Origin of the sequence: Salmonella sp. SG203 (assembly GCF_013350575.1) — a bacterium.
GTDB lineage: Bacteria > Pseudomonadota > Gammaproteobacteria > Enterobacterales > Enterobacteriaceae > Salmonella > Salmonella enterica.
Map to the genome: position 1 here is coordinate 92,032 of NZ_SNMT01000011.1, position 26,442 is coordinate 118,473.

At 52.8% G+C, this 26,442-nt stretch carries 27 protein-coding genes and 1 pseudogene; 10 read left to right on the forward strand and 18 right to left on the reverse strand.

From position 1 onward, the window contains the following. Positions 1–276: 276 nt before the first annotated feature. Positions 277–2,133, reverse strand: a complete 1,857-nt coding sequence (gss, locus tag HV477_RS16610; RefSeq protein ID WP_001626692.1) for a bifunctional glutathionylspermidine amidase/synthase — start codon at positions 2,131–2,133, stop codon at positions 277–279. A gap of 226 nt (positions 2,134–2,359) precedes the next feature. Between gss and yghU the strand changes: the two genes are divergently transcribed. Beyond that, the gene (gene yghU, locus HV477_RS16615) at positions 2,360–3,226 is read left to right on the forward strand and encodes a glutathione-dependent disulfide-bond oxidoreductase (protein ID WP_000774853.1); all 867 of its coding nucleotides are present in this window, start codon (positions 2,360–2,362) and stop codon (positions 3,224–3,226) included. A 67-nt stretch (positions 3,227–3,293) separates the two neighbouring features. On the opposite strand, the gene HV477_RS16620 is transcribed toward yghU, so the two are convergent. The 14 genes from HV477_RS16620 to HV477_RS16685 all read right to left on the reverse strand — a co-directional run bounded on the left by HV477_RS16620 (position 3,294) and on the right by HV477_RS16685 (position 15,481). Further along, entirely contained in the window at positions 3,294–4,004 is a 711-nt protein-coding gene (locus HV477_RS16620; RefSeq protein ID WP_001220944.1) for a molybdate ABC transporter substrate-binding protein, read from the reverse strand. After that, positions 4,004–5,056 carry an ABC transporter substrate-binding protein gene (locus tag HV477_RS16625; protein WP_079898905.1) on the reverse strand — a complete coding sequence of 351 codons (1,053 nt, stop codon included), beginning with the start codon at positions 5,054–5,056 and terminating at the stop codon, positions 4,004–4,006. The genes HV477_RS16620 and HV477_RS16625 overlap by 1 nt, the downstream gene beginning before the upstream one ends. A 75-nt stretch (positions 5,057–5,131) precedes the next feature. Beyond that, positions 5,132–5,380, reverse strand: coding sequence for a hydrogenase maturation factor HybG (hybG, locus tag HV477_RS16630; protein ID WP_000334887.1), 249 nt, complete (start codon positions 5,378–5,380; stop codon positions 5,132–5,134). A 27-nt stretch (positions 5,381–5,407) separates the two neighbouring features. Continuing rightward, positions 5,408–5,749 carry a hydrogenase maturation nickel metallochaperone HypA gene (gene hypA, locus HV477_RS16635; protein ID WP_000544945.1) on the reverse strand — a complete coding sequence of 114 codons (342 nt, stop codon included), beginning with the start codon at positions 5,747–5,749 and terminating at the stop codon, positions 5,408–5,410. Then, positions 5,742–6,230 (reverse strand): hydrogenase-2 assembly chaperone, encoded by a 489-nt coding sequence (gene hybE, locus HV477_RS16640; protein ID WP_000004951.1) that lies wholly within the window; start codon positions 6,228–6,230, stop codon positions 5,742–5,744. Before hybE ends, hypA begins: the two co-directional genes overlap by 8 nt. After that, positions 6,223–6,717 carry a HyaD/HybD family hydrogenase maturation endopeptidase gene (locus tag HV477_RS16645; RefSeq protein WP_001221960.1) on the reverse strand — a complete coding sequence of 165 codons (495 nt, stop codon included), beginning with the start codon at positions 6,715–6,717 and terminating at the stop codon, positions 6,223–6,225. Before HV477_RS16645 ends, hybE begins: the two co-directional genes overlap by 8 nt. Further along, positions 6,717–8,420, reverse strand: a complete 1,704-nt coding sequence (gene hybC, locus HV477_RS16650) for a hydrogenase 2 large subunit (protein WP_000083045.1) — start codon at positions 8,418–8,420, stop codon at positions 6,717–6,719. Before hybC ends, HV477_RS16645 begins: the two co-directional genes overlap by 1 nt. Further along, a complete protein-coding gene (gene hybB / locus HV477_RS16655; RefSeq protein ID WP_000017678.1) occupies positions 8,417–9,595 on the reverse strand; it encodes a Ni/Fe-hydrogenase cytochrome b subunit in 1,179 nt (392 codons plus the stop codon). The genes hybC and hybB overlap by 4 nt, the downstream gene beginning before the upstream one ends. After that, a complete protein-coding gene (hybA, locus tag HV477_RS16660; protein ID WP_001081721.1) occupies positions 9,585–10,571 on the reverse strand; it encodes a hydrogenase 2 operon protein HybA in 987 nt (328 codons plus the stop codon). Before hybA ends, hybB begins: the two co-directional genes overlap by 11 nt. A 2-nt stretch (positions 10,572–10,573) precedes the next feature. Continuing rightward, positions 10,574–11,692: a hydrogenase 2 small subunit gene (gene hybO, locus HV477_RS16665; protein ID WP_000145429.1), complete on the reverse strand. Its 1,119-nt coding sequence runs from the start codon at positions 11,690–11,692 to the stop codon at positions 10,574–10,576. Positions 11,693–11,881: 189 nt separating this feature from the next. Next, on the reverse strand, positions 11,882–12,169 hold the full coding sequence (locus tag HV477_RS16670; protein WP_001059119.1) for a DUF2623 family protein: 288 nt from the start codon (positions 12,167–12,169) through the stop codon (positions 11,882–11,884). Between the two features lie 84 nt (positions 12,170–12,253). Continuing rightward, on the reverse strand, positions 12,254–13,897 hold the full coding sequence (locus HV477_RS16675; RefSeq protein ID WP_021000782.1) for a methyl-accepting chemotaxis protein: 1,644 nt from the start codon (positions 13,895–13,897) through the stop codon (positions 12,254–12,256). A 306-nt stretch (positions 13,898–14,203) separates the two neighbouring features. Next, complete coding sequence (locus HV477_RS16680; protein WP_000439335.1) at positions 14,204–14,698, reverse strand: TIGR00645 family protein; 495 nt, start codon at positions 14,696–14,698, stop codon at positions 14,204–14,206. A gap of 279 nt (positions 14,699–14,977) precedes the next feature. Further along, the gene (locus HV477_RS16685) at positions 14,978–15,481 is read right to left on the reverse strand and encodes an ESA_00282 family adhesion-associated protein (RefSeq protein ID WP_001519110.1); all 504 of its coding nucleotides are present in this window, start codon (positions 15,479–15,481) and stop codon (positions 14,978–14,980) included. Positions 15,482–15,584: 103 nt separating this feature from the next. On the opposite strand from HV477_RS16685, the gene HV477_RS16690 reads away from it, so the two are divergent. The 3 genes from HV477_RS16690 (at position 15,585) to HV477_RS16700 (ending at position 17,394) form a co-directional block, all read left to right on the forward strand. Next, complete coding sequence (locus tag HV477_RS16690; protein ID WP_079899315.1) at positions 15,585–15,995, forward strand: hypothetical protein; 411 nt, start codon at positions 15,585–15,587, stop codon at positions 15,993–15,995. Continuing rightward, positions 15,982–16,386 (forward strand): hypothetical protein, encoded by a 405-nt coding sequence (locus HV477_RS16695; protein WP_000665657.1) that lies wholly within the window; start codon positions 15,982–15,984, stop codon positions 16,384–16,386. The genes HV477_RS16690 and HV477_RS16695 overlap by 14 nt, the downstream gene beginning before the upstream one ends. Before the next feature lie 123 nt (positions 16,387–16,509). Beyond that, positions 16,510–17,394, forward strand: a complete 885-nt coding sequence (locus HV477_RS16700; protein WP_000019032.1) for an SDR family oxidoreductase — start codon at positions 16,510–16,512, stop codon at positions 17,392–17,394. Positions 17,395–17,506: 112 nt separating this feature from the next. Here the strand turns inward: HV477_RS16700 and exbD are convergent, their stop codons facing one another. Further along, positions 17,507–17,932 carry a TonB system transport protein ExbD gene (gene exbD, locus HV477_RS16705; protein WP_001251476.1) on the reverse strand — a complete coding sequence of 142 codons (426 nt, stop codon included), beginning with the start codon at positions 17,930–17,932 and terminating at the stop codon, positions 17,507–17,509. Positions 17,933–17,938: 6 nt separating this feature from the next. Next, on the reverse strand, positions 17,939–18,673 hold the full coding sequence (gene exbB, locus HV477_RS16710) for a tol-pal system-associated acyl-CoA thioesterase (protein ID WP_000527859.1): 735 nt from the start codon (positions 18,671–18,673) through the stop codon (positions 17,939–17,941). A 251-nt stretch (positions 18,674–18,924) separates the two neighbouring features. Here exbB and metC point away from each other — a divergent pair, with 251 nt between their 5' ends. Both metC and yghB read left to right on the forward strand, forming a co-directional pair. Beyond that, positions 18,925–20,112, forward strand: a complete 1,188-nt coding sequence (metC, locus tag HV477_RS16715) for a cystathionine beta-lyase (RefSeq protein ID WP_000130265.1) — start codon at positions 18,925–18,927, stop codon at positions 20,110–20,112. A gap of 139 nt (positions 20,113–20,251) precedes the next feature. Further along, complete coding sequence (yghB, locus tag HV477_RS16720; RefSeq protein ID WP_000268441.1) at positions 20,252–20,911, forward strand: DedA family general envelope maintenance protein YghB; 660 nt, start codon at positions 20,252–20,254, stop codon at positions 20,909–20,911. A 63-nt stretch (positions 20,912–20,974) separates the two neighbouring features. On the opposite strand, the gene HV477_RS16725 is transcribed toward yghB, so the two are convergent. Further along, complete coding sequence (locus HV477_RS16725) at positions 20,975–21,874, reverse strand: AraC family transcriptional regulator (RefSeq protein WP_024133738.1); 900 nt, start codon at positions 21,872–21,874, stop codon at positions 20,975–20,977. 192 nt (positions 21,875–22,066) lie between these two features. Here HV477_RS16725 and yqhD point away from each other — a divergent pair, with 192 nt between their 5' ends. The 4 genes and pseudogenes from yqhD (at position 22,067) to HV477_RS16745 (ending at position 26,313) form a co-directional block, all read left to right on the forward strand. Beyond that, positions 22,067–23,230: an alcohol dehydrogenase gene (gene yqhD, locus HV477_RS16730; RefSeq protein ID WP_079899314.1), complete on the forward strand. Its 1,164-nt coding sequence runs from the start codon at positions 22,067–22,069 to the stop codon at positions 23,228–23,230. A gap of 105 nt (positions 23,231–23,335) precedes the next feature. After that, positions 23,336–24,163 carry a 2,5-didehydrogluconate reductase DkgA gene (gene dkgA, locus HV477_RS16735; RefSeq protein ID WP_023203797.1) on the forward strand — a complete coding sequence of 276 codons (828 nt, stop codon included), beginning with the start codon at positions 23,336–23,338 and terminating at the stop codon, positions 24,161–24,163. Positions 24,164–24,328: 165 nt separating this feature from the next. Continuing rightward, positions 24,329–25,814: pseudogene (locus HV477_RS16740) on the forward strand (DASS family sodium-coupled anion symporter). Between the two features lie 43 nt (positions 25,815–25,857). Beyond that, positions 25,858–26,313 (forward strand): HIT family protein, encoded by a 456-nt coding sequence (locus HV477_RS16745; protein WP_000128242.1) that lies wholly within the window; start codon positions 25,858–25,860, stop codon positions 26,311–26,313. The last annotated feature ends 129 nt before the right edge of the window (positions 26,314–26,442 follow it).

Consider the following 26,442-nt stretch of genomic DNA (forward strand, 5'->3'; position numbering starts at 1 on the left):
TATTATGCTGTCCGTTTACCAACCAAACAGGCATGACCTAAATCCAAAGGGATAGGGGCGGCGTAACCAGCCGCAAAAAGTATCGAGTAGTCGAAAATCAGGAAACGGATGCGCCAACGCGGCGAGCGTCACCGCCTGCGTCAGAAAAGTTAAGAATAATTTGTGATATTATTTCTCATATGTTACCAGTAAATGGCAGGCTGACAGCCGTTCGTTGGTAAACACAACAGGCGGGATATCGGCGCCCACGCCGATATCCCGACGAGAATGACCCCGTTACGCTTTGATGACGATTAACGGTTCAATATCGCTCTCTTTTTTAATGACTAATGAATCATCGCCGCGCAGGCACGTACCGCCGTAGTTACCGCCCACGGTAAACGTACAGACCTGAATATACTTTCCGGCGACCTTCGGCAGGCACCACAACTGCTGATAGATATTTTTCTGCGTGGCGAACTTGCCGCTGGTTTTATCCAGGAGCTCTTCCTGATGGCTCACCAAATCAATATTACTACCGCAACGTCCGGCGATCGGTTTTACCGCATAGCCGGTCTGCACCAGCTCATCGTTAACGGTAAAATCCGTGTCGAGCAAATAGCGATGATGCGGGAACAGCGACCACAGGATGGGCAGGATCGCTTTGTTACCCGGGATCACCGTCCACAGCGGTTCAAACACCAACACTTCCGGGCGCAGTAATACATCAATCAGCCGGACTTCATTTTCCGGGTGCCCGGTACGAATAGGCACTGCGGCATACTCCGTCTCGCTGACTTCGCGTATCTGCTCCATCGCCGTTTCCCACGCCCAGGTTTTCCAGACACAATTCACCAGCCGTCCGTCGCCATCAATCAACTGCCCGGCGTCATCCCAGCGCAACTCGCCCAGCCCGCGGAGGATTTTGCTCGCGAAGCCGGCCTGATGCAGCGCCTGCTGCATAAACTGCGCGTGATAGTCCTCCTCGACATCATCATCCTGCATGATATGGACGAAAGGACGCGCTTTACTGTGTTTCCAGGCGCCTGCCAGCTCGTTAATTAAGCCCTCTGCCGGGTTATGCCCTTTACCGGTATAGCCCTGCTCAGCCCATTTTTCGAGAATTAATCCCGCTTCGGTATGGCATGATGCGGAATCGGCATTGTATTCATAGACTTTCAGCCCGCGTTCATCCATGCAGAAATCCATACGACCGGTGATCATATGGTGACGACGGCGCTGCCAGGAGAGACGCAGGCGCGGCCAAAGAATTTTGGGGATATCGAATAGCGCCAGCAGATTATCGTCTTTTAAAACTTTGTCCGTGGCGTGCAGGTACATCAAATGCAACTCATTGGTCGCTTTGATAAGCTCCTGTTCAGCGCTCTCGGTGATGGTAAAATACTGGTACGGGTCCTGATTGATAACGTGTCCGTTCGCCTGTACATAGGCTTTTTGTAACGGATCGCGCTCATCCAGCCACTGACCGTCAAACTGACCTTTCTCTGGCAGTCTTGCGCCGCGAATCGCCAGCGACTGATTCGCGATGTCAGGCTGTGACAAACTGTATTGCGTGTCGTCGGTCTGGATCATCCAGCCTAAAATCGTCGTGTCATCAAAGGTGTCGCGCAGGGTGTAACACCCGTTTTCTACGACCATTTCCAGTTCGCGAGTCCACTGCTGCCCTGGCGGCAATGGCGTGTGGATAACGTTTTGCTCAGCAATACGAATTTTGTTATCCAGGAGTTGGGTGATAATCGCAACGTGCCCGGTTTCGTTAAACTCGCCGCCCTTTTGCCAGATGAGCAACGCCCCGGCCTCCGGCGCGCGCGGCGAACCGTTCGGGAAGGCCTGCAAAGGCAAAATATTGTCATTCACGACCTCGCGCAGAAAACGCAGCGAGAAAATTTCCCAGGCCATGCCGACGTCAGTAAAAACAACGCCATAATTCAGAAAGAGAAAACGGCGGGCAAATTCCACGCACTGCCATTTATGCCCCATGTATTCATCGTCGATGTAGCTACGAAAAGCTGCGTCGTCGTCGTCCCACGGATCGAGGGAATTGTAATCTGAAGAGTAGATCGCTACGCCGCCGGGGGCGTAACCCAATAATGTCCCGAAGGGGGCATCCTGACTGGTGGTTCCTTTGCTCATGCACTTACCTCAAAACAAGACCGCCTGAGCAGCCTGGCGTGATTTCGCTCTGATTGTCTGCTCTGTGACACTAACCGGACAGAGGTCGACATAATCATACACCTCAATAAGGCACACTGAGGCCAGAAGGTTAAAATTTCACTCGCCGGAATGTCCCAATAGGTTAAATGTCCGGTTAGCAAGCTGCTACACTGCTTCAACACCACCACTGTGAAGGCAGGTCAATATGGCAGATAATACTTATCAACCCGCAAAAGTCTGGACGTGGGATAAATCCGGCGGCGGCGCGTTCGCTAACATTAATCGCCCGGTTTCCGGCCCGACGCACGACAAAACGCTGCCCGTCGGCAAACATCCGTTACAGCTTTATTCGCTGGGGACGCCTAACGGCCAGAAAGTGACCATTATGCTGGAAGAGCTCCTGGCGCTGGGCGTGACCGGCGCCGAATATGACGCCTGGTTGATTCGCATCGGCGAGGGCGATCAGTTCTCCAGCGGCTTTGTTGACATCAATCCGAACTCAAAAATTCCGGCGCTGCGCGATAACTCACACAACCCGCCGATTCGGGTTTTTGAGTCGGGCGCAATTCTTGTTTATCTGGCGGATAAGTTTGGCCATTTCCTGCCGCAGGATCTGGCTAAGCGCACAGAAACCCTTAACTGGTTGTTCTGGCTACAGGGCGCGGCGCCGTTCCTCGGCGGCGGTTTCGGTCACTTCTATCATTATGCGCCGGTAAAAATTGAGTACGCCATTAATCGCTTCACCATGGAAGCCAAGCGTCTGCTGGACGTGCTGGATAAGCAGTTAGCTCACCACCCGTATGTCGCGGGAGAAGAGTACACTATTGCCGATATGGCCATCTGGCCGTGGTTCGGCAACGTGGTGCTGGGGAATGTCTATGATGCAGCGGAGTTTCTGGATGCCGGAAGTTATCAAAACGTACAACGCTGGGCGAAGCAGGTAGCCGAACGTCCGGCGGTAAAGCGGGGGCGCATTGTCAACCGGACCAACGGCCCATTGAACGAACAGCTTCACGAACGCCATGACGCCAGCGACTTCGAAAACAATACCGAAGATAAACGTCAAAGTTAAACCATGATGCCGGATGAGGTAGTAATGTCGTCATCCGGCATGGTATTCCCTGCTGACGCTTCGCTTATCAGTTCTGCGAGTGTGTCATATTCGGCGCTTCACTAAACCCATGTTGCATGAGAATCAACCTCGCCCGTGCTGACAGTAAAAAGTCGGCAAGCGTTTTTCCCTGCTCGCTCAGGCAGGCAAAGCCATATTCAGCCACGGGATTATAAGGTTCCGGGATATCAACCACTCGCAGCGAATTAACCTGCCGTAGCCAGGGAGCATAGCTGGCATAGCCGATAAAGATATCGGTGTAATCATGATTGATGAGCCATTCCGCAGCCAGCCGGCCCGCCGGTAACGGCAAAGTCTGCCTGCCGCCAACCAGCGCTACCGCGCGTTTTCGGACCGCTTCGCCCTCCTTGCCCATCCGCGAAAAAAGCTGCTGCGTATAATCGCCGGAAGGATCGCAACCTGCTGTTGAGGTGCCGATCCGCAGATCCCGCCGGGTTAATAGCGACAGCCAGTCCTCGCCTTCACGCATCGCCTGTGCCCGCACGCTCAGACACAAACGGTTCGTCGTAAAAGGCGCGACCCGCAGTGCCCGCCCGCTTTCCAGCAGCGCCTGCGGATGCGCCAGGTTCGCCGAAGCAAAAAAGTCGCATGCTTCGCCCGCTTCGATGCGTTCACGTAACAGCCCCGCCGGACCGAAATCACATACCGCATCCGCCTGAAACGCCGCCATTAGCTGCGGCCAGACGACGCGCAAGCTCCCCGCAGCCAGTATTCGCATTACTGTACGCCCTGATAGTCAGTACGGTAAAAACGTTGATACCAGTCGTTAGCGGCCTTTTGCATGTCAATATCGTGGAATTTTTCCGGATAGAGTTTTTTCGCCATCCACAGTTCGCCGATTCCCACCGCCTCCGGCATCGGATATCCCCAGGCTTTGGCATAATCTGGCATCAGGTAAACCCGATGATGCTTCACCGCGTCAATGACCTGCCACTGGGGATTGTGCAGGATCTCATTGACGACCTTTGGATAGCGATTCTGGACAAAGATTACCTGTGGATCCCAGGCGATCACCTGCTCCATTGTCACCTGCTTAAAGCCTTTCACCGAGGATGCCGCTACATTCAGCGCCCCCGCATGGGCCATCATCAGACCGGTGTATTTACCGGAACCGTAGGTGGTCAGCTCCGGATTCGCCATATAGGCGCGAACTCGCTCATTTTCAGGAACCGACTGCAAACGGTCGCTGACCATCTTGCGACCTTTATCCATCGCCTCAATCAGCGCTTTCGCCTCCTGCGGTTTATTGACGATATCGCCAATCAGCGTTATTCCTTCACGCAGCCCGCGGTTGTAAGCCCGCTCTTCATCGGCCAGGGTCGGGTTCATTTTAGCCTGCTCGCCAGCAACATCATGGCGCAGCGAAATCGCCACCACCGGAATGCCAAGACGGCTGATCTTGTCGATCATCTCCTGCGGAGCGTAATTCGTGACAAACACCACCTGCGGGCGCAGCGCCACCAGTTTTTCAGGATCAACGTGCGTTAGATCGCCCAGCGAGGCTTTTTGCGCCAGTTCCGGCGCCAGACGCGCATAGCCGTCGCCTAATTGCTGTTTCCAATTCGCCATGACCCCAACGATTTTGTCAGTGGCATTCATCTGTACAAGGAGATTGAGCGTTTGATGCTGGAGCACCACCACTCTGTCGAGGGTATCGGGAACCGTGACCTGGCGGCCAAGTTGATCGGTAAAAGTACGCGCCGCCTGTGACATTAACGGCCAGCAAAAAAGCAACGCCAGCAGAGAGAGCTGGCGCAAAAATTTATTCATAGGTTTCGCCCCACAATCGATATATAAATAATTATACAACGATTATAGAGCGATATAATAGAGGTGATTAAGGGATCACGCGCTGGTGATGTCGTACTCCATGCGGCGCAGCGCATCTAACGTGGCTTTCGCTTCGTCTTCGTCAATGATGCTCATCGCAAAACCAACGTGTACCAATACCCATTGCCCTATCAGATCGGCTGGCTTACCTTCACAAATCAGAGCAATATTGACATCACGTTTGATGCCACACACTTCCACCTGCGCAAGCTGGTGAATATCATCTCCGACGGCCAGCACCTGACCGGGGACGCCAATACACATAATTAACCACCTGAAATAAAATGCGGGTTATTCGACCTCAATACTTTTTACTTTCAACGAATCGCCGGTATCCACCCGCAGGCGATCGCCATGACAATGCGGACATTGCGCGTCATGCCTGAGAATTTCCACCACCTGACTGCAATCCCAGCACCAGGCCTGGGCCGGTCTGTAGTCGATGTGCAATTCGCACCCTTGCGCTAAAGTCCCCTGGCAGGCGATGTCAAAGCTGAAACGGACCGCGCGCTCTTCAACGCACGAAAGCGCGCCTATCTCCAGCCATACGCCGGTGACGCGCGCCACGCCGTGCTGTTCTGCCTGCTGCTGAATAATTTCAACGGCGCTTTGGCAAAGAGACAGCTCATGCATTCTCACAGCTCCGACGGCCAAACAGCAACGCACGCCGGCTTGTCTGCGGCGCATCAGGATTGCTTACCGGCAGGGATAACAGCATCCGCGCGCAGTCATCCGCCAGCCGGACGCCCTCTTCCGGCGACAGGCTACGGGAAAGCGGCGACATCAACGAGCAGGCAAGATATTGCGAAACGCCTTCCAGTTCGCCAACGGTAAAGGTCATCGTGCCATAAGGCAGTTGCAGACCGAGTTTTTCACCGACGGTACGCCCGGGCCAGATCTGGTCCGGGCCAGGGAAGATTAATGCGCTTAACATCCACGGCGTAATTACCGTGCCCGTCCATTGTCCTTCAAACAACGTAAAATCAGAGACATGCACAGGCATAGTCGGATGCAGAAACGAAAGATCGTGCATCGAACGATGGGCTATCTCTTCAAACGCCGCCTGAACCCGGGCGACGGGCGCCGTGTCGAATCCGGAAAACGTTTCAGACATGCGCCGTCTCCTTAGGAATTGCTTCGACGCCGGATTCACGCAGCGCAGCAAGAACCTGCTCAAGCGCAGGTTCAATCATCGCCTCGACGGTTGGCGTTAAGCCGATGTGCGGTTCCAGCGACTGTGGAATAACGCCGACCAGGGTCAGTTTCTTCGGAAACTCGCCGGTAAAGCGGAGGGCCGACAATACGTCGGCCAGTCCAAGCTGATGGGGGGAGATTTTGTTGGTGAACAGCGCCGGAACTTCATCGTCGCGCAGTACCATAATGGTTCCCGGCGCGTTCTTTTTCGACACGATGGCGTCGGCAATGATCAAATGATCACGATTCGCCATATCGCCAAGAAGTTCCATTCCCGCCGTACCGCCATCCAGAATCTCAACGAAATCCGGCAGGGTGTATCGTTGCTCTAACGCTTCAACAATACGCACCCCGATGGCTTCATCGGTCAGCAAAATATTGCCGACCCCTAAGACTAATATCCGCATTACAAAACCTTCACCGAGACCACTTCATTGCCATCGGCGTCCACCACGTGTACCGCGCACGCCATGCAAGGGTCGAAGGAGTGGATAGTACGTACCACTTCCAGCGGCTTCGCCGGATCGGCGATCGGCGTACCGACCAGCGACTGTTCGTACGGCCCCACGTCATCGTTGAAGTTACGCGGACCTGAGTTCCAGGTCGATGGCACCACTGCCTGATAGTTACTGATAATACCGTCTTTAATCACCATCCAGTGAGACAGCATACCGCGCGGCGCCTCCAGGAAGCCCACGCCCTTGAACTCGCCCGTCGCCGGAATGTTCGGCTTCACAAACGTGGTGTAATCACCTTTGCCGATATTTACAATCAGCGCGTTGTATTGATCCTGCAATACGTTTTGCAGTTCACAACAGTGAACGGTACGCCCGATGATACGACCCAGCGTAGAGTGAAGTTGCGCCATTTCCAGCGTTTTGCCGGTCAGCTTCTGATAAAGCGCAATGATTTCATTGAGCTTGGTCTGCGTGGATTCACGACCTGCGGCCAGTTTACATAGCATGTTCGCCAGCGGCCCGACTTCGACGGTTTTGCCGTAGAATGTCGGCGACTTGACCCATGAGTATTTACCGTCATCCGACCAACCGTCGTAAGCCGGAATCGTGGTGCCTTCCCACGGCGCCTGCGGCGCTTCATCTTTATACCAGGCGTGCTTCGCGCTCTCCTGAATACCTTTAATCAGGAATTCATCGGAGTGAGAGGTGATCGGACGGTATGTCGACAGATCGGCATTGGTAATGTAACCGCCCGGGAACAGGAAACTGCCGTTTTTACCGTCGGTCGGGAATTCCGGCGCGCTCAGGTAGTTCACCGCGCCTTTGCCGCGCTCCAGCCATTCCGGATAGTAGGCCGCGATGACTGCGGTATCCACTTTATACACCTGCTCGACAAAATCGCTCAGCTTATCGATAAACGATTTGATGTACATCAGGCGTTCAAGGTTCAACGTACCGATGCTGTCGAGATTGATCGGGTTCGCCACCCCACCGACCGCCAGGTTCTGGATATGCGGCGATTTACCGCCCAGCAACGCCACCACGCGGTTAGCGTCACGCTGACATTCCAGCGCCTGCAGATAGTGGGCGACCGCAATCAGGTTGACCTCCGGCGGTAACTGCATTGCCGGGTGCCCCCAGTAGCCATTGGCGAAAATACCTAACTGACCGCTGGCGACAAGATCCTTGATCTTGTTCTGAACTTTCGTGAACTCTTGCGCGCTGTTCAGGTGCCAGCTCGACACGCCATCCAGCATCGCAGAAGCTTTTTCCGGATCGGCTTTCAGCGCAGAGGTAATGTCCACCCAGTCCAGCGCAGAGAGCTGGTAGAAATGGACAATGTGGTCATGGGTGGTATGCGCCGCCAGAATAATATTACGGATATACTGCGCGTTGACGGGAACATCAATATTCAGCGCGCTTTCTGCCGCACGAACGGAAGAGATCGCGTGAGTTGTCGTACAAACGCCGCAAATACGCTGCACAATCATCCACGCATCGCGCGGATCGCGGTTCTTCACGATCTCTTCCATACCACGCCACATGGTGCCGGACGCCCATGCTTTGGATACGACGCCGTTCTCAATTTCGCAGTCAATGCGTAAATGACCCTCAATACGGGTTACCGGATCAATAGTAATTCTCTGGCTCATGCTTTGCTCGCCTCATGACGATTATGATCGTTTTGTTTTAAAGGAGGAAGTATCGGCAGTAGACGAATGAGTACGATGTATGCACAAATCTCAATGGCCACAAAACCAATAGAAATCAACAATTCTTCCCAGGTTGGGAAGTAGTGGTAGCCGCCACCCGGGTTGAATGCCACCAGCGAATAGGTCAGACGCCACGTCGCGCAGCCCAACAGCGCGCTCAGCGCCGACAGGTACAGCATACGAGAGTCATTACGCAGTTTCGCCACACGCAGCACCACTAACGGGAAGACCATCAGGACGACTTCAATCCAGAACATAGCGGAGTAAAAATCGCCGGCAAACGCATAGGACAGCTTGTCGCGATAAATCAGTTCGCCAAAGCGCAGGACGACGAAAATCGCCAGCAGCACGCTGATGGTATTCGTCAGCTTAACAAACAAATTTTTCTCATCCGGACCGTTTCCTTTCAGGCCTGCCTGAACCAGCGAACCCTCAAATATGACAATGGAGAAGCCCATGATAAACGCGGTCAGAACCGAGAACAGCGGTAGCATTTCATAGCTTTGCCATAGCGGATGCACTTTATAGCCCGCCGAGATCATCAATGACCCCATTGAGGACTGGTGCATCGTCGGCAACAGCGCGCCCAGCGCGATAATAAAGAACATCACCTTATTCAGACGCTTGAGCGACACTTTCCAGCCCAGACGTTCAAACAAGGCAGGCGCAAACTCCAGCGCCATCACGCCGATGTAGATGGTCATACAGACCGCCGTCTCAAACAGTACCGAGTTCACGTTGAAGTGACCTGGAATGTAGAAATACGGCAGGTTCCAGTAACGACCGACGTCGATAGTGATCGACAGGCCGCCCAGCGAGTAACCAAACAAGCTTGCCAGCAACGCCGGACGCACCAACGGATGGTATTGCCCACGGTTAAAGACATACACCGCCCATGCCAACGCCCAACCGCCACAGGCAAAGCCGGTGCCGATCAACAGGTCAAAGGCAATCCAGACGCCCCACGGGAAACCGCCGTTCAGGTCGGAAACGGAGCCCAACCCGAAGACCAGACGCTTCACGATAAGGAGCATACACAGGACGATTAACGGTCCAAAAATAATGACCGGTTTACTGATGATTTTTCCGCCCAGCGGTTTTGGATCATGACTCATGATCGTCTCCTCCATCGTGATGGTCGTTTTTGCTATTACGACGAACCAGCACGGTTAAGCCCGCCAGCGCAGCCAGGGGTAGTATCATGCCTTTATAAAGCGTGTGTTGAACATGCTCGGAGCGCGCTCCGGTTGAAAGGTCATCCAGCTTCGGCAGATCCAAATCTTCATAAGGAACGCCTGTCAGCACCAGCACCTGAGTACCACCGCCCTCTTTTTCACCGTAGAGGTGTGGGTAGTATTTAGGCACCGTATGCAGATAGGTGTCGTCCGTTTTCAACGTCTGGCGCGGATAGTGATATTCACTGCCTGGTTTGAGGGCCAGACGTTTTTTCGCTTCCGCCATCAGCTCTTCACGAGTACCGAAAATGACGGCCCCTGCCGGACAAACTTCCACACACCCAGGCAAACCGCCTTTATCCAGACGCTCAACGCCTTTCTGGTTACACAGCTCACATTTGTGAAGCGCGCCAAACGGGTTGTTGTAGTCGTACTTAGGTACGTTGTACGGACAGGCGACCATACAGTAACGGCAGCCGGTGCAGACATCTTTGTCATAGTGGACGATGCCGGTTTTCGGATCTTTTTTCAGCGCCGACACCGGGCAAACGGAAACGCAGTTAGGATCGACGCAGTGCATACACTGTTTCTTGATGTAGGCATAGCCGTTCTCTTCCTGATCTTTGTTCACGCCCGTACCGCTACGCCATACCTGAATAATGTTATTGGTATACGGCGACAGTTTGTCGTTGTTCGACCAGGTCTGCTCCCCTTCCGGGTTACGCGCCGGGAAGTTGATATCCTGACACTTTGTGACGCAGGCCTGACAGCCCACGCACAGAGTGGAGTCATACAGCATACCCAGCGAACCTGGAATCGGCGGACGGTTTTCTGCAGCCGCATGGCTGACAGACGGCGCGGCGCCCAACAGCAATGCTCCACCGGAGGCTGCTTTAATAAAGTCACGTCTGTTCACGGTTATTCTCCCCGTGAGTCAGCGTTATCTTTCTTTTGCTGACGCCCCAGTTCACGTACCGCCATCACGCTGACGCCGGCAACCAGACCGACTACGCCGCCAAGCAGACCGACAGCGCCCGCAGAGATATTGCCGCCTTCTTTCATATTGACGTCAGGTTTCTCTGAACGCGGAGTTTGGTTTTCGACATGAGCAAGCTGGTGAATGCCCTTATGGAAGCCGATACCTTCTTCGTTACAGCCATAGCAAGGATGACCGATCGCCACTGGCCAGACGCCGCCAACGTCACAGAACTGTAACGTAGAACAGTTGCCCCAGGTTTCCGGCCCTTTACAGCCAAGATGGTAGAGACACCAGCCCTGACGGTGGCCTTCGTCGCCAAATTCTTTGGCAAAACGGCCTGCGTCGAAGTGTGGACGACGTTCGCAATGCTCATGAATCAGACGGCCATAGGCAAAGGTTGGACGATTTTTCGCATCCAGCTTCGGCGGCGTGCCGTAAGTGATGATATGCGCGACGGTCGCCAGGAAGTTATGCGGGTTTGGCGGACAACCTGGAATATTGATAACCGTTTTGCCCGGTAAGACTTCCTGCAGACTGACAGCGCCGGTTGGGTTTACGCCAGCCGCAGCAACGCCGCCCCATGCCGAGCAGGAACCGATAGCGATAATCGCGGCTGCGCCGTCAGCGGCTTTGCGGATGTGATCCACGATCGGCTCGCCGGCAACCATGCAGTAGATACCGTTATCTTTTAGTGGGATAGAACCATCCACCACCAGAACATATTGCCCTTTATACTTCTCCAGAGCGTTATGTTTGTTTTCTTCGACCTGGTGACCGAATGCGGCGGAAAGTACCTCGTGGTATTCCAGAGAGATAGTCTCCAGAACGAGGTTTTCAACGGTTGGGTGTGTAGCACGAAGCAGTGATTCGGTACAACCGGTACACTCCTGAGCGCCAATCCAGATAACGGGCGGACGCTGTGGATTGGATACCGATTCTGCCATTTCTGCGGCGGCTTTGCTACTGAGCCCCATAGTAGCGGCCAGTGCTGCACAAAGCTTCATGAAATCACGACGGTTAATGCCGTGAGAAGTGATGAGAGTATTATCTCCAGTCATTTTATAGTTATTCCGTTACGAAGACCTGGCTTTTATTTTGCACTGTTCGCGAAGAAGTTATTGCGATCGGTACGCCATTTACCACACTTTTTTTATGGTTATGTGCGCCATAATACTTCGACGGAACAGTAAAACGAAGGGAAGAGGCGATAGTGTAATTAATTAAAGCAAGATAATACCCCTGTTGGATCAACCTTCGAGTCGATAACCGGCCATAAAGAAGCGAACCGCCATCCCGGAATGATTCTCTTTAAAGAAATCCATCACCATTTCTTTATCCAGACCATAGCGACGCGTCAGAATTCCAGCCTCCCACGCGCTAAGTTGACGATCGCCGGTCTTTTCGAACATACGGTGTGTAAAACCCAATACAAAGCCACGTTTATACTCAGAACAGAAATTCACCGCATGATGCGCGCTATATGCATATGGCGCGTGCAACCCGGCCATTAACCCTTTCCCAAAATGATTATTCATCTGACCTCCTTAGTCGCTATATAATGAATTATATAGCGACTAATTAAATGAAGGCCAGCGCATTACGCGCTTTTTTGCTTCACATCAGAAGGCAACCCATTCATCAGTAGACTGTGCGGGAGTCGACGCCATTCTCTGAACGCCAGGCGCCGCTTTCGCCGTTACGCGTTGTTGCGGCTCACTAGCGGAAAGCCGGAACTGCTGTACGGAGCGTTGCAAATCCTCCGTCTGCCGTTCCAGCGCCGCCGCCGCCGCGGAAACCTGCTCAACCAGCGCGGCGTTTTGTTGCGTAACGCTATCCATTTGCGTGATCGCCACGCCAACCTGAGAAATACCTTTACTCTGTTCTTCGGAGGCGGACGCGATCTGTTTCATAATCGTCGTCACTTCCGTGACGCCGCGCAGGATGGCGTCCATCGTCGCGCCGGTCTCCTGGACCAACTGCGCGCCCTGCGCTACGCGACGTACCGATTCGCCAATTAAGGCTTCAATTTCTTTCGCCGCCCCCGCGCTGCGGCTGGCCAGGTTACGTACCTCACCGGCGACCACCGCGAAGCCGCGTCCCTGCTCGCCCGCTCTGGCCGCTTCTACCGCTGCGTTCAAGGCCAGAATATTGGTCTGGAAAGCAATACTATTAATCACGGTAGTAATTTCGGCGATCTGCTGCGAACTGGCGGAAATACCGTTCATTGTTTCTACCACATCGGAAACCAGTTCACCGCCTTTTCCTGCCGTTAGCGAGGCGGCATCCGCAAGCTGACTCGCCTGGCGGGCGTGTTCGGCGTTCATTTTCACCGTTGCGGTAAGCTGTTCCATGCTGGCGGCAGTTTCTTCCAGCGCGGCGGCCTGTTCTTCCGTTCGGGAAGAGAGATCGTTATTACCGGTAGAAATTTCCGTCGCGCCGCGCCAGATATTGTCGCTTCCGGCGCGGATCGTACTCACGGCTTCGCGTAAACTGTCCTGCATCGCGCGCAGTAGCGGCACCAACCGGCCTACGCAGTTACGCCCCAACGCTTCAATCGGCTGGCTAAGATCGCCTTGCGCGATGCGCTGAAATTGCTGACGGATGCGCTCCAGCGGTTTCACCATCATTGCAACCAGATAGCGATCGGTAAAAATCAGGATAGCAATGCCCAGAATCACCGCCGTGATAAGCAGGATGCGGATGGTATAGGTTTTACCATCGACCATCACGCGGGTGTTATCCAGCATGGCGCCAGCTTCATGACTAAACCGTTCCGCGCTGGCGCCGAACGCGCGACTGAGTGCGGGCGTGACCGTACTGGCATGTTCGCTCCAGGCGGTCAGCGATCCTTGCTGCGCCAGTTGCATTTGAGGAACGACGCCTTTCTCCAGCAAGGCCTGCCAGTTGGACAAGACCTCCCTTGAGATATCAGGGTTCATCGGCCCTGGCGATAGCGCTTTCATCTCCTCCAGCTTCTGACGCATATTCTCGAGCGACTGCCGGGCGGGCGCAAAATCGGGCGTGCCGCCGCCGATTTTTACATCCATCGCGCGGCTAAGGCGGGTAACAAAGCGGAAATATTGATCGTTACCCTGGCTTAGCACCGTCATTTGCCGCACAAGATGCCGGTCAATATCATTTCCTTCCGAAACTTCGGATAAAGCATGGACGCTGTATAACCCCACCCCCGACCAGAGTAGACAAAAAAGTCCCAGTATCGTCAGCATGACCATACGAATAGTAAAGTTTTGCAGCAAACGCATATGAATTTCCTTGCTGAATATAAGAGATTAGTCATCAGACGATGACGCACTCTCGTTATCGGCAAGGCGCGGAGAATATATAATGCATTCTCCATTTTTTTACAGTTATCGCCGTTTACGTACCCGTAGATGTTATATATCTGTGAACGCAGAGAAAATCTTTCAGTGTTATTACTGAGTAAATGAATAGATGTAGTAAAAATATTGCGTAAGGCTGCAGGGAGACGGTTATCCACCGTTAAAGAAGCGCTGTTTTACAGCCGGGCTCAGCATCCTTTGCCCGACTGCCCCGCCGTGGACGGCGGCTCAATGGTTATGTCGCGTCAATCTGTCCAGATAGCCCATCACGAACGCCGACAGGACAAAGGTCAGATGGATGATGACATACCACATTAATTTGTTATCCGGGACGTTTTTCGCATCCATAAACACGCGTAACAGGTGAATGGAAGAGATAGCGACTATCGATGCCGCCACCTTATTTTTTAGCGACGTCGCATCCATTTTCCCCAGCCAGTTCAGCTTCTCCTTGCCCGCAGAGATATCCAGCTGAGAGACAAAGTTTTCATACCCGGAGAACATGACCATTACCAGCAATCCGCCAACCAGCGTCATATCAACCAGCGATAACAGCACCAGAATCAGATCGGCCTCCGCCAGGGCAAAAACGTTCGGCAGAACGTGTAGAATTTCCTGGAAAAATTTTAGCGCTAAAGCGATCAGCGCCAAAGAGAGGCCAAAATACACCGGCGCGAGCAGCCAGCGAGACGCATACATTACATTTTCAAGAAAGCGTTCCATAGGGACCTGTCAGGTAACTAAAACCAGCAACAGTATATCTCAACCATGCAACATCAGATCAACATGCCAGTTAAGAGCCTATCCCACCAGGCGTTATTGTCGCAGCCAGTTTGGACACGGACAGCGCGTAAAAACCGGAGCGTACACGTAGTACGTGAGGTTTGACTCGCTACGCTCGCCCTTCGGGCCGCCGCTAGCGGCGTTCAAAACGCTAACGCGTTTTGGCGAGCACTGCCCAGGTCCAAAATGGCAAGTAAAATAGCCCTAATGGGATAGGCTCTAAATCTCATCCGGGTTAACCTGCGGGCGCTGATATTCCGGCCATACCAGCGCGACCAATGCCGGGTAGGCTTCAAGACTGAACTCGCGAAAACACTGGCGTAAATTCAGGACGTCCAAATCCGAATACGGCACCTTTTCTCCGTTCAGACAACGCTTCTTAATATTGTCGTAATACTTATAAACGGCAGAGTTAAGGTCGCTGCAACGACGCTGTGCGTCAAATAATCCAGGCGTTTCATTCAACTCAGTCATTGTCATTCGTTTTATCGTTGCATGAAGGAAATCGATATATTCATGGTTAACGCGCCAGTACCATACCGGCGTTATCGAATTCATTAATACTGAGAAATGATCTTCGCCCTCTTCCTTTGTCATGGGTTCAGTTTGATTTAAATTTACGATTTTTCCACCAGGACGTTTTTTATTAACCTCCCACATCAGGAAGAGTATCGCGCCGGTCAGTAATAGCAATATAATAACAGAATAAAAAATACTGTTCATAGCAGGCTCCATTTTTTTTGATTTTAAAATTACGCCATGTTATTGTCAACGAAACCTACACTATTAAAAATAGCATACCACTGATCGTAAAGGATATTTAGTCATGCTTCCTGAGCATCTGGTTTCCTCTCATTTTCGCCTGTCATCGCCGCCCCCTGAAGCCACAGAAAACAGTAAAAATTTGCTTCAGGGAAAGACAAAACTCAGCGATTACGAGCCCGATATTTTAATTTGCGCTAACGCAACCGGGCAACACAGAAACGTATTATTTGAAGAACGCGACCGTCATATTAAAGAACGTCTGTATTGTGTGGCTAAAATTGAAACGTTTGCCCGCCTGATAAACGCACTACAGGCAGAAGGCGATATTGATGCCCAAATGCTAAGTAAAATACTGGCGGATAAAACCGCAATGATAAATGAAAAAGGCAATGCCATTTGGCTTAATTTAATCACTCGCGAAACCAATATGCCGCTATTTTATTCACTGGAAGATAAAGATGAAAGAAGTTGAAGACAATAACGTTTATTTGGCTTTAGACAACCATAAAAGTGATGAATTTATCTTAAAGCAAAATCTTGCAGCGCTAATCGCCAGCAAAAATGCCACCCTGGAAAAGGTAACGCAGGAGGTGGTATCCATACCGGCGGCGTTAGTGCGCCTGAAGTGGCAAAACCGACGAGAGATGTATGCGTTACAGGTCAAAGAGGAGATTTATGGCGCGACCATCAATGCCATTATCGAGCAGCATCCTGAATTACGAGACAAAATTATGTCTCGTCTTGAAAGTGACTGGCAGCATCTGCTGGCTCGCGAGACGGCAACCCTACGTCTGACGCGTAAGCTTTCCGATGGCGACTACCGGACGCGCAACGTCACCACCGTCGCACGGCAAGAAAAATAACCTTCATGGCTAGTTAACTCTGTTGTGAATACGGGCGAAGCATAAGGATCGTTCTGATTCTCCCTCTTACGGTAGTAAAAGTGTCTAAGCTTAAAGGGTGTTCAACCTGAAGGGAGAAGCTCAATGTCTCATCTATACGACCCTACCACGCAGTATTACACCGGCGAGTATCCTAAGCAAAAACAGCCGGCGCCCGGCGTCCAGGCGAAAATGACGCCTGTTCCTGACTGTGGTGAAAAAAGTTATGTCGGCAGTGGTCGCCTTAAAGATCGTAAGGCGCTGGTGACAGGGGGCGACTCCGGGATTGGGCGCGCTGCCGCTATCGCTTACGCGCGTGAAGGCGCAGATGTCGCGATCAACTACCTGCCAGCGGAAGAAGAGGACGCTCAGCAGGTTAAAGCGCTGATTGAGGAGTGCGGCCGTAAAGCGGTGTTATTGCCAGGCGATCTTAGCGACGAATCTTTCGCCCGTTCGCTGGTCCATAAGGCGCGTGAAGCGCTGGGCGGGCTGGACATTCTGGCGCTGGTAGCCGGTAAACAAACGGCAATCCCGGAGATAAAAGATCTGACCAGCGAGCAATTTCAGCAAACCTTCGCCGTTAACGTTTTTGCCCTGTTCTGGATAACCCAGGAAGCGATTCCGCTGCTGCCAAAAGGCGCCAGTATTATCACGACGTCGTCTATCCAGGCGTATCAGCCCAGTCCGCACCTGCTGGATTATGCGGCAACCAAGGCGGCAATCCTCAATTACAGCCGTGGCCTGGCGAAACAGGTGGCGGAAAAAGGAATTCGTGTGAATATTGTCGCGCCTGGCCCTATCTGGACAGCGCTGCAAATTTCCGGCGGTCAAACCCAGGATAAAATTCCGCAGTTTGGTCAGCAGACGCCAATGAAGCGGGCCGGCCAACCGGCAGAGCTGGCGCCGGTGTATGTCTATCTGGCAAGCCAGGAATCCAGTTACGTTACCGCAGAAGTGCACGGCGTGTGCGGCGGGGAACATTTAGGCTAACGCATGAAGTCGATTACGATGGCGCACTTCTGTTAAGCAAGGCGCCATCTTAGGCAATAAAAAAGCCGGGTGGCGACTTCGCCTTACCCGGCCTACAGCATCAGCAGAATACTTATTTCGCTTTCGCGGTCTCTTCGCCGACCAGACCAATCTTGAGATAGCCCGCCTGATGCAGCATATCCATCACTTTCATCAGGGTTTCATACTCTACGGTTTTATCCGCGCGGAAGAAAATCGTAGTATCCTTTTTCCCTTCCGTCAGGGCCGTTAGCTCGGCAATCATCGTATCATCCGTCACCGGATCGTTACCGATAAACATGGTGTTATCCGCTTTCACCGACAGATAAACCGGTTTTTCCGGACGCGGCTGTGGCGTACTGGTAGAAGCGGGCAGATTCACCTTGACGTCCACCGTCGCCAGCGGCGCAGCCACCATAAAGATAATCAGCAGAACCAACATGACATCGATAAACGGCGTCACGTTGATTTCATGCATTTCGCCGTTGTCATCCAGGTTCTCGTTAAGACGCATTGCCATGACGCATTACCCTACCCGTAATTTCTGCGCGGCGCGTACCGGCTGCGCACTGGCGCTCGCATTCAGATCAAGATCGCGGCTTTGCAGCAGCAATACCTGCGCCGCCACGTCGCCCAGCGTCGCTTTGTAACTGCCTATCTGACGTGCGAAGATGTTGTAAATGACGACCGCCGGGATCGCGGCTACCAGCCCAATCGCCGTCGCCAGCAGCGCTTCCGCAATACCAGGAGCAACCACCGCCAGGTTGGTGGTCTGCGTTTGCGCAATACCGATGAAACTATTCATAATGCCCCATACGGTGCCAAACAACCCGACGAAGGGGGAAATGGCGCCGATCGTCGCCAGATAACCGTTGCCTCGTCCCATGTAGCGGCCCACCGCTGCGACGCGACGTTCCAGACGGAAGCCGGTACGTTCTTTAATCCCTTCGTTATCTTCGCTGCCCTGAGAGAGTTCCAGTTCATTCTGCGCTTCATTGATGAGCTGTGCGCTGAGGCTTTTTGCGCTGAAACCTGCCGCAATGTCGGAAGCCTGATCTAAAGAGCGCGCATCGGCTAATTGCAGTTGTTCGCGCTTTAAGCGGCGCTTTTGCGTGAAAAATTCAACGCTTTTACTGAAGAAGATAGCCCAGGTGACGACTGACGCCAGAATCAAACCAATCATCACGCACTTCACGACAATATCGGCGTGCTGATACATGCCCCAGACGGAAAGATCCGTCTGCATCAAATTATTACCCACTCTGTATCTCCAGGACGCAAATCACAAAATCTGAGCATAATAATATCAAAACAACGTCGAATTGATAGTCGTTCTCATTACTATTTACATACTGCCGCACCTTTACTGCTTTTTCTTTGCGCTTACGCATTAAAAAAGCCACCTGTTTTTATTTTGGCAAAATTTTCATCTGTATCACACGTCGCCAGGGTGCAGATGGTTATATTCATGCTAGTTTAGACATCCAGACGGTTAAAATCAGGAAACGCAACATGACGGATAAACAGTTGGATACCAAACTGGTAAACGCAGGACGCAGCAAAAAATACACGCTTGGCTCAGTGAATAGTGTGATTCAACGCGCTTCTTCACTGGTGTTTGACACCGTCGAGGCCAAAAAACACGCTACCCGCAATCGCGCCAACGGCGAATTATTTTACGGACGCCGGGGAACGCTGACCCACTTTTCGCTCCAGGAAGCCATGTGTGAACTGGAAGGCGGCGCCGGATGCGCGCTCTTCCCGTGCGGCGCGGCGGCGGTCGCCAACACCATTCTGGCATTCGTTGAGCAGGGCGACCACATCCTGATGACCAACACAGCCTATGAACCCAGCCAGGATTTCTGCAGCAAAATTCTCGGCAAACTGGGCGTGACGACAAGCTGGTTCGACCCGCTCATCGGCGCTGATATCACGCAACATATTCAACCGAACACGAAAGTCGTATTTCTGGAATCCCCCGGTTCTATTACCATGGAAGTACATGATATTCCGAGCATTGTTAGTGCGGTCAGACGCGTCGCGCCAGAAGCCGTCATCATGATTGATAATACCTGGGCGGCTGGCGTTCTGTTCAAAGCTCTGGAATTCGATATTGATATCTCTATCCAGGCGGGCACTAAGTATCTGATTGGTCATTCTGATGCGATGGTCGGGACTGCCGTTGCAAATGCGCGCTGCTGGGAACAATTGCGGGAAAACGCCTATCTGATGGGGCAAATGCTCGACGCCGACACGGCTTATATGACCAGCCGCGGTCTGCGCACACTCGGTGTCCGACTGCGCCAGCATCAAGAAAGCAGCCTCAAAATCGCCGCATGGCTGGCGAACCATCCTCAGGTCGCGCGCGTTAATCATCCGGCCCTGCCGGGTAGCAAAGGTCATGCGTTCTGGAAACGAGACTTTACAGGCAGCAGCGGCCTGTTCTCCTTTGTGCTCAATAAAAAGCTGACCGAGGCAGAATTATCAGCCTATCTGGATAACTTTTCGCTGTTCAGTATGGCCTACTCCTGGGGAGGCTACGAATCGCTGATTATTGCTAATCAGCCGGAACAGATCGCCGCGATTCGTCCCGCAGGCGGCGTAGATTTTACCGGTACGCTGGTTCGGGTGCATATTGGTTTAGAGAGTGTTGATGATTTGATCGCTGATTTAGCCGCCGGCTTCGCCAGAATTGTGTAAAGTTGCCGTGGATGGACATATATGCAGACAATTTCCGTGGAAAAGTCTGCGTTTGTTGCGTCCGGGATCAAGGCATCCCGGACGATTCAGGAGTACAATAGGCAGATAAAAGCGTAAATGCTGTTCCACAGGAAAGTTCATGGCTGTCATTCAAGATATTATCGCTGCGCTCTGGCAACATGATTTTGCCGCGCTGGCGAATCCACACGTTGTTAGCGTCGTCTACTTTGTCATGTTCGCCACGCTATTTTTAGAAAACGGTCTGCTGCCAGCGTCATTCTTACCCGGCGATAGTCTGCTGCTACTGGCAGGCGCGTTGATCGCCCAGGATGTGATGCATTTTTTGCCGACGATTGGCATTCTCACCGCCGCGGCCAGTCTCGGCTGCTGGCTAAGTTATATCCAGGGACGCTGGCTCGGTAATACGCGTACCGTCAAAGGCTGGCTAGCGCAGCTTCCGGCAAAATATCATCAGCGCGCCACCTGCATGTTTGACCGTCACGGTTTGTTAGCGTTGCTTGCCGGGCGCTTTCTGGCGTTTGTCCGCACTCTGCTGCCAACAATGGCGGGTATTTCCGGCCTGTCCAACCGCCGGTTTCAGTTTTTTAACTGGTTAAGCGGCCTGCTGTGGGTGACTGTCGTGACCAGCTTCGGCTACGCGCTCAGTATGATCCCGTTTGTTAAGCGCCATGAAGACCAGGTAATGACATTTTTAATGATCCTTCCCGTCGCGCTACTGGTCGCCGGGCTGTTAGGTACGCTGGTCGTGGTGATTAAAAAGAAATACTGTAACGCCTGACGTATCCATAATCGGCCAGGATGGCCCGGTTACGCTTCGTTGACCCGTGGCGGGATGCCCCACTTAGCTCCCTTGCATTGTCCGCATTCTTGCCGCATCTTCGCCCGGCGTAACGCCAAAATAACGTTTAAACTCCCGGCTAAACTGCGATGCGCTCTCATAGCCGACCCGCATCGCCGCGGCGCTGGCCTTCATACCGTCGTGAATCATCATCATCCGCGCTTTATGCAGTCGGTAGCTTTTTAAATACTGCAACGGCGAGGTGCTGGTGACCGCCTTAAAATTATGGTGAAACGCCGACACGCTCATGTTCGCTTCTGCCGCCAGTTGCTCAACATTCAGGTTCTCGGTGTATTTCATTTCGATCTGTTTAAGTACGCGACTGATCAGGCTAAAGTGCGTCTGGCGACTAACCAGCGCAAGCAGCGCCCCGCCGCGCGGCCCCATCAGCACATGATAAAGAATTTCGCGAATAATCTGTTTTCCCAGAATCCGCGCATCCAGCGGGCGTTCCATCACATCCAGCAATCTTTCCACCGCGCATAAAATCTCGTCCGACAACGTGGCGGAGTTAATCCCGCTGGCCGCCATCGGCAACTGGAAACGCTCATCTTCGCCAATGTCCATGAGCAACTCTTGCAGTTGCAGCACATCAATGTCGAGCCGAATACCGGCCAGCGGTACCTCCGGCGTCGCCCAGGTCTCGCATTCAAAAGGGAGCGGCACGGTCAGTAAAAGATATTCATTAGCGTCATAACGAAACTTGCGCTTGTTAATATAGCCAATTTTATGGCCGGAAAAGAGAAATATGATGCCAGGCTGATACATGACCGGCGTGCGCGGCCCCGGTTCAACACCATACAACAGACGAATGCCCGCCAGCTGCTCGCTGATTATTTTATCATTATTTTTTAAATGATTAATTTTATCCGCCAACTGTAAGCAAATTGCTTCACGATTCATAACGCGCCATTTTTTCATCAAATCCACTCCGCTGGATTGTGCGCATTTTTAGCGATTTTCTCCAGCATTCTGGAGAAATAGGCAAAACATTGGCAGAAATGTGCATTGAGAGACATCCCTCACAAGACCACAATGATGACCATCAGGCAGACAGCCGCCTGCCCTCTTTTTACCCACATAAGGGAATGAGCAATGAACAATTTCAAATTACATACCCCTACCCGCATTCTGTTTGGTAAAGGCGCTATCGTCGATCTTCGCGATCAAATCCCGCAGGACGCCCGCGTGCTGATTACCTATGGCGGCGGTAGCGTGAAAAAGACCGGCGTACTGGCGCAAGTTCAGGAAGCGTTAAAAGGACTGGATGTTCGGGAGTTTGGCGGTATTGAACCGAACCCGTCCTATGAAACGCTGATGAAGGCCGTGCAGCTTGTGCGCGACGAAAATATTACCTTCCTGCTGGCCGTTGGCGGCGGTTCCGTACTGGACGGCACCAAATTTATCGCCGCAGCGGCGCAGTATACGGACGGCGTCGATCCGTGGCACATTCTGGAAACCGGCGGTACTGAGATTCGTAGCGCAATCCCGATGGGGTCTGTGCTGACCCTACCGGCAACCGGCTCAGAATCGAACGCCGGCGCAGTCATTTCCCGTAAAACCACTGGCGACAAACAGGCCTTCCACTCCTCGTTCGTGCAACCGGTGTTTGCCGTACTGGACCCGGTCTACACCTATACATTGCCGCCGCGCCAGGTTGCGAACGGCGTCGTGGATGCTTTCGTCCATACCGTTGAGCAGTACGTCACTTACCCGGTTAACGGCAAAATTCAGGATCGTTTCGCCGAAGGTATTTTACTCACACTGATCGAAGAAGGTCCCAAAGCGCTGCAAGAGCCTGAAAATTATGACGTCCGCGCCAACGTGATGTGGGCCGCTACTCAGGCGTTGAATGGCCTGATTGGCGCTGGTGTTCCGCAGGACTGGGCGACGCATATGCTGGGCCATGAGCTTACCGCGATGCACGGTCTCGATCATGCCCAGACGCTGGCTATCATTCTGCCTGCGCTATGGAACGAAAAACGAGACGTTAAACGTGCAAAACTCCTGCAATATGCTGAACGTGTATGGAATATCACCGACGGTTCCGACGACGAGAGTATTGATGCCGCCATTGCCGCCACCCGCCGTTTCTTTGAACAGATGGGCGTGCCTACCCGTCTGTCCGATTACGGTCTGGATGGCAGCACTATTCCGGCGCTACTGGCTAAACTTGAGGCGCATGGATGCACAAATTTAGGTGAAAATCAGGATATTACGCTGGATGTCAGCCGTCGGATTTATGAAGCGGCGCGCTAAGGTTTTTTCGCCTCTGACTTTCGTTTTTGGCCATTTCGTCCAGACTTAAGTCACTTAGTCTCGCCGGACCCGACTCCGGCGAGCCAATTAAAAGAGGAACACATCATGGCTAATCCAACCATTATCAGGCTACAGGATGGCAACGTAATGCCACAACTTGGGCTGGGAGTCTGGAAAGCAAGCAATGAAGAGGTGATCGCGGCGATTCATAAAGCGCTGGAGGTGGGCTATCGATCGATTGATACCGCCACAGCATATCAGAATGAAGAAGGCGTCGGCAAAGCGCTAAAAGCAGCGAGCGTAGCGCGGGAAGAGCTGTTTATCACCACCAAGTTGTGGAATGACGATCAAAAACGTCCCCGCGAAGCCCTGCAGGAGAGCCTGAAAAAACTGCAGCTTGATTATCTCGATCTCTATCTGATGCACTGGCCCGTACCGGCTATCGATCACTATGTCGACGCCTGGAAAGGCATGATCGCGCTGCAAAAAGAGGGGCTGGTAAAGAGTATCGGGGTCTGTAACTTTCAGATCCATCACCTCCAGCGTCTGATCGATGAAACCGGCGTTCCCCCTGTGATCAACCAGATCGAGCTTCACCCCTTGATGCAACAGCGCCAGCTACATGCGTGGAATGCGACGCATAAAATCCAGACCGAGTCCTGGAGCCCGCTGGCGCAGGGCGGCGAAGGCGTATTCGATCAGAAAGTGATTCGCGAACTGGCGGATAAATACGGCAAAACGCCCGCCCAGATTGTTATTCGCTGGCATCTGGACTGCGGGCTGGTCGTCATTCCGAAATCCGTCACCCCTTCCCGTATCGCGGAAAACTTTGCTGTCTGGGATTTCCGTCTCGATAAAGATGAATTAGGCGAGATCGCAAAACTGGATCAAGGAAAACGCCTCGGCCCCGATCCGGATCAGTTCGGCGGTTAAGCCGGATTTATCGCACGCCATGCCCGACGATGTCGTCGGGTTTTTTTGCATTCCGAAATATTAAGAAACAATTACGCGCATTTAACAGTATATTTCCCCCACACACAAGCGCAGAATTATTCTGATTTTGTGAATATTTATTCATATTTATTATGAATTTACTTAATACATATAAAATATTTATGGATGTGTGATTGTGGCGGAAAAAAAATCTCAGGGCGTCAAATGGCTCCCATTTATTCTTATTCTGGTTATCGCCGCCGGGCTGTGGCAGCTAACGCCCCCTTCCGGGTTAAGCGCGCCGGCCTGGCATTCCGCGATTATTTTTGTCGCGACGATCGCCTCTATCGTGGCGAAAGTGCTGCCTATTGGCGCGGTCGGTATTATCGGCATCACCGTCTTTGCGCTCGCCTATGCTGCCGGCGACAAAACGGCCAGCGGCGCGATTACCACGGCCTTGAGCGAGCTGAACAGTTCGCTGATCTGGCTTATCGTCGTCGCCTTTATGATTGCCCGTGGGTTTATCAAAACCGGGCTGGGTCGGCGTATCGCCCTACAAATGATCCGTCTGTTAGGTAAACGAACGCTGGGTCTGGCTTATGGTCTGGCGTTTGCCGATCTGATCCTCTCCCCCGCGATGCCCAGTAACACCGCGCGCTGCGGCGGCGTGATTTACCCGATCGCCGACTCGCTGGCGCGCAGCTTTGATTCACATCCGGAAGATGAGTCTCGCAGCAAAATCGGCACCTTTCTGATCACCTGTATTGGCAATGTTAACGACGTCACCGCCGCACTGTTTATGACCGGTTATACGGGTAACCTGCTGGCGGTAAAACTGGCGGCGAACGCCGGCGTTACGTTGAGCTGGGGAAGCTGGTTTATCGCCGCGCTCCTGCCTTGCCTGGTCTCTTTTCTTATCGTCCCGCTGCTGGTCTACTGGCTGACCCGTCCGGAAATTAAACATACGCCGGATGCGCCGGATTTGGCGCGCAAAGAGCTGGCGCAAATGGGCAGTATGACGCGCGGCGAGTGGCTCATGCTGGCGACCGTCGGCGTGTTGCTGGTGCTATGGATTTTTGGCAGCTCGCTCGGCGTGGATGCCACGACGGCCTCTTTTGTCGGTCTCTCGATTTTATTACTGAGCGGCGTGCTCACCTGGGAAGACGTTAAAAGCGAAAAAGGCGCCTGGGATACGTTGATTTGGTTTGCCGCGCTGCTGATGATGGCTAACCAGTTGAAGAAACTAGGATTCACCAGTTGGTTTGGCAACCTGATTGGCGACAGCATCGGCAGTACGATGCATGGAACCAGTTGGATAATCATTCTGCTGCTGCTTAACGCAGCCTATTTTTATACCCACTATTTTTTCGCCAGCGGCAACGCGCAAATCGCCGCGCTGTATGCGGTGTTTCTGGGTGTCGGTCTGCATCTGAATATACCGGCAGCGCCGATGGCGCTTATGCTGGCGTTTACCAGCAGCCTGTACTGCTCTCTTACGCAGTATACCCACGCACGCGGCCCCATTCTTTTTGGCGCCGGCTATGTACCGACGGGCGTCTGGTGGCGAACGGGATTTATTATCAGCCTCTTTAATCAGGCGGTCTTTTTGACAGTCGGCCTCGCATGGTGGAAAGTGTTAGGGTTGTATTAAACGCTTAACGCATCGATAAGCCCTCGGTTAACGGAGAAATGGAATGACCTGCATTTTCTGTCAAATAGTTGAAGGTAAAGCACCTTGTCATAAAGTTTGGGAAGATGAGCATCACCTGGCTTTTTTGTCGATTTTTCCGAATACCGATGGGTTTACCGTAGTGATCCCGAAAAAACATTACCCCAGCTACGCGTTCGATCTACCGCCGCAGGCGTTAGCGGACCTGATGCTGGCGACCCAAAAAGTGGCGAAGAAACTGGATAAGGCTTTCCCGGATGTCAGTCGTACGGGAATGTTCTTCGAAGGTTTCGGCGTAGACCATGTGCACAGTAAATTAAGCCCCATGCACGGTACTGGCGATTTAACCCACTGGAAACCGATTGAATCGCGGCAGAATAAATTTTTCGAACAGTATGAAGGATATCTGTCGTCACACGATCATGAACGGGCTGATGATGAAAAACTGGCCGCGCTGGCGGCCAGAATTCGTGAGGCATAAATACGGAGCACTTCTGCCGGATGGTGTTCGGCCTGGGTCGATCTGTGGACCTGATAAACACAGCGCCATCAGGCAAAATAATCGCTGGATCGCGGCTTCGCCTTATCCAGCCTGACAGGGTACCTGTAA

Excerpts from the sequence above, each read along its gene's own strand:
- gss (WP_001626692.1), bottom strand. The coding sequence starts at position 2,133 with ATGAGCAAAGGAACCACCAGTCAGGATGCCCCCTTCGGGACATTATTG.
- yghU (WP_000774853.1), top strand. The coding sequence starts at position 2,360 with ATGGCAGATAATACTTATCAACCCGCAAAAGTCTGGACGTGGGATAAA.
- HV477_RS16620 (WP_001220944.1), bottom strand. The coding sequence starts at position 4,004 with ATGCGAATACTGGCTGCGGGGAGCTTGCGCGTCGTCTGGCCGCAGCTA.
- HV477_RS16625 (WP_079898905.1), bottom strand. The coding sequence starts at position 5,056 with ATGAATAAATTTTTGCGCCAGCTCTCTCTGCTGGCGTTGCTTTTTTGC.
- hybG (WP_000334887.1), bottom strand. The coding sequence starts at position 5,380 with ATGTGTATTGGCGTCCCCGGTCAGGTGCTGGCCGTCGGAGATGATATT.
- hypA (WP_000544945.1), bottom strand. The coding sequence starts at position 5,749 with ATGCATGAGCTGTCTCTTTGCCAAAGCGCCGTTGAAATTATTCAGCAG.
- hybE (WP_000004951.1), bottom strand. The coding sequence starts at position 6,230 with ATGTCTGAAACGTTTTCCGGATTCGACACGGCGCCCGTCGCCCGGGTT.
- HV477_RS16645 (WP_001221960.1), bottom strand. The coding sequence starts at position 6,717 with ATGCGGATATTAGTCTTAGGGGTCGGCAATATTTTGCTGACCGATGAA.
- hybC (WP_000083045.1), bottom strand. The coding sequence starts at position 8,420 with ATGAGCCAGAGAATTACTATTGATCCGGTAACCCGTATTGAGGGTCAT.
- hybB (WP_000017678.1), bottom strand. The coding sequence starts at position 9,595 with ATGAGTCATGATCCAAAACCGCTGGGCGGAAAAATCATCAGTAAACCG.
- hybO (WP_000145429.1), bottom strand. The coding sequence starts at position 11,692 with ATGACTGGAGATAATACTCTCATCACTTCTCACGGCATTAACCGTCGT.
- HV477_RS16670 (WP_001059119.1), bottom strand. The coding sequence starts at position 12,169 with ATGAATAATCATTTTGGGAAAGGGTTAATGGCCGGGTTGCACGCGCCA.
- HV477_RS16675 (WP_021000782.1), bottom strand. The coding sequence starts at position 13,897 with ATGCGTTTGCTGCAAAACTTTACTATTCGTATGGTCATGCTGACGATA.
- HV477_RS16680 (WP_000439335.1), bottom strand. The coding sequence starts at position 14,698 with ATGGAACGCTTTCTTGAAAATGTAATGTATGCGTCTCGCTGGCTGCTC.
- HV477_RS16685 (WP_001519110.1), bottom strand. The coding sequence starts at position 15,481 with ATGAACAGTATTTTTTATTCTGTTATTATATTGCTATTACTGACCGGC.
- HV477_RS16690 (WP_079899315.1), top strand. The coding sequence starts at position 15,585 with ATGCTTCCTGAGCATCTGGTTTCCTCTCATTTTCGCCTGTCATCGCCG.
- HV477_RS16695 (WP_000665657.1), top strand. The coding sequence starts at position 15,982 with ATGAAAGAAGTTGAAGACAATAACGTTTATTTGGCTTTAGACAACCAT.
- HV477_RS16700 (WP_000019032.1), top strand. The coding sequence starts at position 16,510 with ATGTCTCATCTATACGACCCTACCACGCAGTATTACACCGGCGAGTAT.
- exbD (WP_001251476.1), bottom strand. The coding sequence starts at position 17,932 with ATGGCAATGCGTCTTAACGAGAACCTGGATGACAACGGCGAAATGCAT.
- metC (WP_000130265.1), top strand. The coding sequence starts at position 18,925 with ATGACGGATAAACAGTTGGATACCAAACTGGTAAACGCAGGACGCAGC.
- yghB (WP_000268441.1), top strand. The coding sequence starts at position 20,252 with ATGGCTGTCATTCAAGATATTATCGCTGCGCTCTGGCAACATGATTTT.
- HV477_RS16725 (WP_024133738.1), bottom strand. The coding sequence starts at position 21,874 with ATGAATCGTGAAGCAATTTGCTTACAGTTGGCGGATAAAATTAATCAT.
- yqhD (WP_079899314.1), top strand. The coding sequence starts at position 22,067 with ATGAACAATTTCAAATTACATACCCCTACCCGCATTCTGTTTGGTAAA.
- dkgA (WP_023203797.1), top strand. The coding sequence starts at position 23,336 with ATGGCTAATCCAACCATTATCAGGCTACAGGATGGCAACGTAATGCCA.
- HV477_RS16745 (WP_000128242.1), top strand. The coding sequence starts at position 25,858 with ATGACCTGCATTTTCTGTCAAATAGTTGAAGGTAAAGCACCTTGTCAT.